This window comes from Flavobacterium sp. 40-81, from assembly GCF_001898245.1.
Classification (GTDB): Bacteria; Bacteroidota; Bacteroidia; order Flavobacteriales; family Flavobacteriaceae; genus Flavobacterium; species Flavobacterium inviolabile.
Map to the genome: position 1 here is coordinate 1 of NZ_MKTM01000001.1, position 4,851 is coordinate 4,851.

Below are 4,851 nucleotides of genomic sequence, written 5' to 3' on the forward strand. Positions count from 1 at the left end.
CCCCCCCGTCGATATGAGCTCTTGGGGGAGATCAGCCTGTTATCCCCGGCGTACCTTTTATCCTTTGAGCGATGGCCCTTCCATGCGGAACCACCGGATCACTATGCTCTACTTTCGTACCTGATCGACCTGTATGTCTCTCAGTCAAGCTCCCTTATGCCATTGCACTCTACGCACGGTTACCAAGCGTGCTGAGGGAACCTTTAGAAGCCTCCGTTACTCTTTTGGAGGCGACCACCCCAGTCAAACTACCCACCAAGCAATGTCCCCCGCATCGCGGGGTTAGGCCTCAGATAAGCAAAGGGTGGTATTTCAACAATGACTCCACAACTCCTGGCGAAGCCGCTTCATAGTCTCCCACCTATCCTACACATCACTTATCCAAGGGCAATACTAAGCTATAGTAAAGGTGCACAGGGTCTTTTCGTCCCACTGCGGGTAATCGGCATCTTCACCGATACTACAATTTCACCGAGCTCATGGCTGAGACAGTGTCCAGATCGTTACACCATTCGTGCAGGTCGGAACTTACCCGACAAGGAATTTCGCTACCTTAGGACCGTTATAGTTACGGCCGCCGTTTACTGGGGCTTCAATTCAATGCTTCTCCGAAGATAACATCTCCTCTTAACCTTCCAGCACCGGGCAGGTGTCAGGCCCTATACTTCATCTTACGATTTTGCAGAGCCCTGTGTTTTTGATAAACAGTCGCCTGGACCTTTTCACTGCGGCCAGCATTGCTGCTGGCGACCTTTCTCCCGAAGTTACAGGTCTATTTTGCCTAATTCCTTAGCCATGAATCTCTCGAGCACCTTAGGATTCTCTCCTCGACTACCTGTGTCGGTTTACGGTACGGGTACTTATAATCTAAGTTTAGAAGGTTTTCTTGGAAGCCCTTAGGTACACTATCTCTTTGTCCGAAGACTCCGAGTACTATCGCATTTCACCAGTCCCTGCGGATTTGCCTACAGGGCCTATAGCTAAGTGCTTTAACGAACTATTCCGTCAGTTCGCGGTACTTTCATCACTCCGTCACTCCATCACAATTATAAGTAGTACGGGAATATTAACCCGTTGGCCATCGACTGTCCCTTTCGGGTTCGCCTTAGGACCCGACTAACCCTCAGCTGATTAGCATAGCTGAGGAAACCTTAGTCTTTCGGTGTGCGGGTTTCTCGCCCGCATTATCGTTACTTATGCCTACATTTTCTTTTCTAACCAGTCCAGCAATACTCACATATCACCTTCAACCCTGTTAGAATGCTCCCCTACCACTTACGAATAAATCGCAAATCCATAGCTTCGGTAGTATACTTATGCCCGATTATTATCCATGCTCGTCCGCTCGACTAGTGAGCTGTTACGCACTCTTTAAATGAATGGCTGCTTCCAAGCCAACATCCTAGCTGTCTGGGCAGACAAACCTCGTTTTTTCAACTTAGCATACATTTGGGGACCTTAGCTGATGGTCTGGGTTCTTTCCCTCTCGGACATGGACCTTAGCACCCATGCCCTCACTGCTGGTAAACATTATATAGCATTCGGAGTTTGTCAGGAATTGGTAGGCGGTGAAGCCCCCGCATCCAATCAGTAGCTCTACCTCTATATAACTTAAGCCAGCGCTGCACCTAAATGCATTTCGGGGAGTACGAGCTATTTCCGAGTTTGATTGGCCTTTCACCCCTACCCACAGGTCATCCGAAGACTTTTCAACGTCAACCGGTTCGGACCTCCACTGTGTGTTACCACAGCTTCATCCTGCCCATGGGTAGATCACACGGTTTCGCGTCTACCACTACTGACTATGGCGCCCTATTCAGACTCGCTTTCGCTACGGATCCACACCTGAAGTGCTTATCCTTGCCAGCAACGGTAACTCGTAGGCTCATTATGCAAAAGGCACGCCGTCACCCCACGAAAGGGCTCCGACCGCTTGTAAGCGTATGGTTTCAGGATCTTTTTCACTCCGTTATTCACGGTTCTTTTCACCTTTCCCTCACGGTACTGGTTCACTATCGGTCTCTCAGGAGTATTTAGCCTTAGCGGATGGTCCCGCCAAATTCAGACAGGGTTTCACGTGCCCCGCCCTACTCAGGATACCACTATCCTTATCTTCTCTTACTTATACGGGACTATCACCCTCTGTGGTTAACCTTTCCAGGTTATTCTAATTCAATCCGCAAGAAATGTCGTGGTCCTACAACCCCAATATTGCCGTAACAACATTGGTTTGGGCTAATCCGCGTTCGCTCGCCACTACTTACGGAATCACTTTTGTTTTCTTCTCCTCCGCCTACTTAGATGTTTCAGTTCAGCGGGTTCACTCACCTATCGGTGTACTATGTCTTCAACATAGTGGGTTGCCCCATTCGGATATCTGCGGATCAATTCGTATGTGCCAATCCCCGCAGCTTTTCGCAGCTTATCACGTCCTTCATCGCCTCTGAGAGCCTAGGCATCCCCCATACGCCCTTATTTTGCTTATTGTACTTTTATCTTAAATTCTACTATTACTAGCAGAACCCAAAATTACTGTGCTTTCTATTTTTTAAATATTTTCTTATCTCAATATGTCAATGAACGGTTTTTCCTCTCGGAATCGTGGAGAATATCGGAGTCGAACCGATGACCTCCTGCGTGCAAGGCAGGCGCTCTAGCCAGCTGAGCTAATCCCCCAATTTGTCCCGAATTTCGAATTCAGAATTAAATTGTGAATCCCAACTTCCAGAATTTCCTTCTCTTAAGATCAAAATAGTAGTCCCGGGCAGACTCGAACTGCCGACCCCTACATTATCAGTGTAGTACTCTAACCAGCTGAGCTACGAGACTCTGTTTCTTTCTTAAGTGTATTATTTGAACTAACAGCGAGAGTAATATTTCCCTTTCGATAAACTAAATATCTATCATTCTCTAGAAAGGAGGTGTTCCAGCCGCACCTTCCGGTACGGCTACCTTGTTACGACTTAGCCCCAGTTACCAGTTTTACCCTAGGCAGCTCCTTGCGGTCACCGACTTCAGGTACCCCCAGCTTCCATGGCTTGACGGGCGGTGTGTACAAGGCCCGGGAACGTATTCACCGGATCATGGCTGATATCCGATTACTAGCGATTCCAGCTTCACGGAGTCGAGTTGCAGACTCCGATCCGAACTGTGACCGGTTTTATAGATTCGCTCCTTATCGCTAAGTGGCTGCTCTCTGTACCGGCCATTGTAGCACGTGTGTAGCCCAGGACGTAAGGGCCGTGATGATTTGACGTCATCCCCACCTTCCTCACGGTTTGCACCGGCAGTCTCGTTAGAGTTCCCGACATGACTCGCTGGCAACTAACAACAGGGGTTGCGCTCGTTATAGGACTTAACCTGACACCTCACGGCACGAGCTGACGACAACCATGCAGCACCTTGTAAAGTGTCCGAAGAAAAAACTGTTTCCAGTCCTGTCACTCTACATTTAAGCCCTGGTAAGGTTCCTCGCGTATCATCGAATTAAACCACATGCTCCACCGCTTGTGCGGGCCCCCGTCAATTCCTTTGAGTTTCATTCTTGCGAACGTACTCCCCAGGTGGGATACTTATCACTTTCGCTTAGCCACTGAGCTTGCGCCCAACAGCTAGTATCCATCGTTTACGGCGTGGACTACCAGGGTATCTAATCCTGTTCGCTCCCCACGCTTTCGTCCATCAGCGTCAATATATTAGTAGTAACCTGCCTTCGCAATTGGTATTCCATGTAATATCTAAGCATTTCACCGCTACACTACATATTCTAGTTACTTCCTAATAATTCAAGTCTAACAGTATCAATGGCCGTTCCATCGTTAAGCGATGGGCTTTCACCACTGACTTATTAAACCGCCTACGGACCCTTTAAACCCAATGATTCCGGATAACGCTTGGATCCTCCGTATTACCGCGGCTGCTGGCACGGAGTTAGCCGATCCTTATTCCTACAGTACCGTCAATCTACCACACGTGGTAGGGTTTCTTCCTGTATAAAAGCAGTTTACAATCCATAGGACCGTCATCCTGCACGCGGCATGGCTGGATCAGGCTTGCGCCCATTGTCCAATATTCCTCACTGCTGCCTCCCGTAGGAGTCTGGTCCGTGTCTCAGTACCAGTGTGGGGGATCTCCCTCTCAGGACCCCTACCCATCATTGCCTTGGTATGCCGTTACCACACCAACTAGCTAATGGGACGCATGCTCATCTTGTACCGTTGGAACTTTAGTTATCAAACCATGCGATTCGATAACACTATGAGGTATTAATCCAAATTTCTCTGGGCTATCCCTCTGTACAAGGTAGATTGCATACGCGTTACGCACCCGTGCGCCGGTCTCAAGGAAGCAAGCTTCCTCTACCCCTCGACTTGCATGTGTTAGGCCTGCCGCTAGCGTTCATCCTGAGCCAGGATCAAACTCTTCATCGTATATTTTTAATATTGTCGATAAATTTTCTAGCTTATTCTTCTACTCGAAAAATCTTACTCTCTCTTTATATGCTGTCAATCCAATATGTCTATGAACGTGTCTTCTTTTTTATTACCCTCAAAGCCTCAGCTCTGAGCCGCCAGCCTTTCAGTTAGCGGATGCAAAAGTAGAAATCCTTTTTTAATCTCGCAAGATTTTTTTTAGTTTTTTTTCAAGCTTTTCAAAAGCTTCTTAACTTTAAAATCCTACTCAATCTCTCAATGAACTTCCCGTTTTTGCGGGCTGCAAAGGTAAAACCTTTATTCCATTTAGCCAAATCTTTTTTGAAAAAAAATTTAATCCCTTTTTCTCCCTGATTCAACCTCAATATCTAATGAACTTCGCCTTGATTGCGGGTGCAAAAGTAGCACCTTTTTACTC

At 47.5% G+C, this 4,851-nt stretch carries 2 tRNA genes and 2 rRNA genes; all 4 read right to left on the reverse strand.

Annotation, left to right across the window (positions count from 1 at the left end):
* Positions 1-2,486, reverse strand: a 23S ribosomal RNA gene (locus BGO42_RS00005); the annotation flags it as partial.
* 116 nt (positions 2,487-2,602) lie between these two features.
* A tRNA-Ala gene (locus BGO42_RS00010) sits at positions 2,603-2,676 on the reverse strand.
* Between the two features lie 79 nt (positions 2,677-2,755).
* Positions 2,756-2,829: transfer RNA gene (locus BGO42_RS00015), tRNA-Ile, on the reverse strand.
* A gap of 85 nt (positions 2,830-2,914) precedes the next feature.
* A 16S ribosomal RNA gene (locus BGO42_RS00020) occupies positions 2,915-4,430 on the reverse strand.
* Positions 4,431-4,851 lie beyond the last annotated feature (421 nt).